Annotated in this window: 1 protein-coding gene; it reads right to left on the minus strand. The window is 64.4% G+C overall.

Translation table 11 applies throughout. From position 1 onward, the window contains the following. On the minus strand, positions 1-1,121 hold a 1,121-nt coding region (locus AC1DYK_RS35365; RefSeq protein WP_478170519.1), incomplete at its 3' end, for an IS110 family RNA-guided transposase. Between the last annotated feature and the right edge of the window lie 257 nt (positions 1,122-1,378).

The following is a 1,378-nucleotide window of genomic DNA, read 5'->3' on the forward strand; positions in this document are numbered from 1 at the left end:
TCCTTGTCGCGCACGACCTGCAGGCTGTAGTCGCTGGCAGGACCCGGCTTGTTGCCACCACGGCGTGACGCATGGCCGGCCTTCAGTTCGAGGTTGCGCAGTTTCCACTGCAGCAGCGCCGGTCGCGTCCAGGCGTAGTCCTCGTTCTTCGTCAGCATGTGCCAGACCAGAACGGCAAGCTTCCGGGCGGTGGCGACAGCAGCGACCTGCTTGCCTCGCTTGAGACTGATGCGCTGGAAGAAGGCACTCAGCGGCCCCGGASCYKGCGCCAGAGCCCAGGCWGCTTCGACCAGCATCCCGCGGGCGTGCCCGCGGCCYTGGTGAGTGATGTGTCCGTGATAGGCCGGGTGGTCGCCGGACTGGTGCACGCTCGGATTCAGGCCGAAGTAGCTCACGAGCTTCTCGGGACTTGAGAAGCGCTTGATGTCGCCGATGGCCGCCAGCACGCTGGCTGCGATGATCGAGTTGACGCCACCGATCGTCATCAACCGCTTGACGTTCGGATCGTCGAGCGCGCGCTGCGCGAGCTCCTTGTCGATGACGGCCAGCTCCACTGCAAGGCGGTCGAGCTCGTCATGATGGCGCAGCGCCACGCGCTGCTGATCCRGCGGCAGTGGCAACTCCTGCAGGCGGGCACGCCCCTTCTTGCTGTAGATGCGCCCTGTCTCGCGTGGGATCAGATTGGCGTGAAGAATGGACTGGATCCGGTTCTTCAACCGCGTCATCTGCGAGACGAGTTGGGCGCGCTCGGCAATGCAGCGGCGTTGCAGCTCGACCTCCTCGGTGGGCATCCACACYTCGGGCAGGAACTGCGCCGCGTGCAGGCGGGCGAGCGTCGCGGCGTCGATCTTGTCAGTCTTCACCTTGGCCCAGGCGATTGCGCGCACTTGCATCGGGTTGGCGATGGCCRCGCGATGTACGAAGGGCGTCAGCAGCCGAACGATGACCGCSGTGTTGYCGGTCGCCTCCAGCACGACGTCGTCCTCCTTGGTCAGCGTCGCGGCAAAGGTCAGCACCGCATCACGGGCCATGGCGAAGCGACCATGATTCTTCATCAGGCCGTTCTCGAGGATCGCGACCTGTGCAAAGTTGCGATGAACATCCAAACCGATGACTCTCATAGGCGTCTCCTGCAGTGATGGACACACGGCGGAAGCTCGCGGGCAACACGACACTTACGGATTCGCGCTCGCAGCGCAACCGGGCAGATCGAAGGGGCAGCCAGTTAACAACACGAGCTCGCAGCTCATCAGGTACTCCGGCCTGCCCGCAAGACATGCTCCCGTCGCCCCTATCCCGGTGCGGCGACGATACTCCGCCGAGGCATCGAACCTTGCGCCGGGAAGGCGCGAGGGATAAGCATGCCAGGTAACAACAT

It is taken from the genome of Variovorax sp. P2_H12, assembly GCF_056403395.1.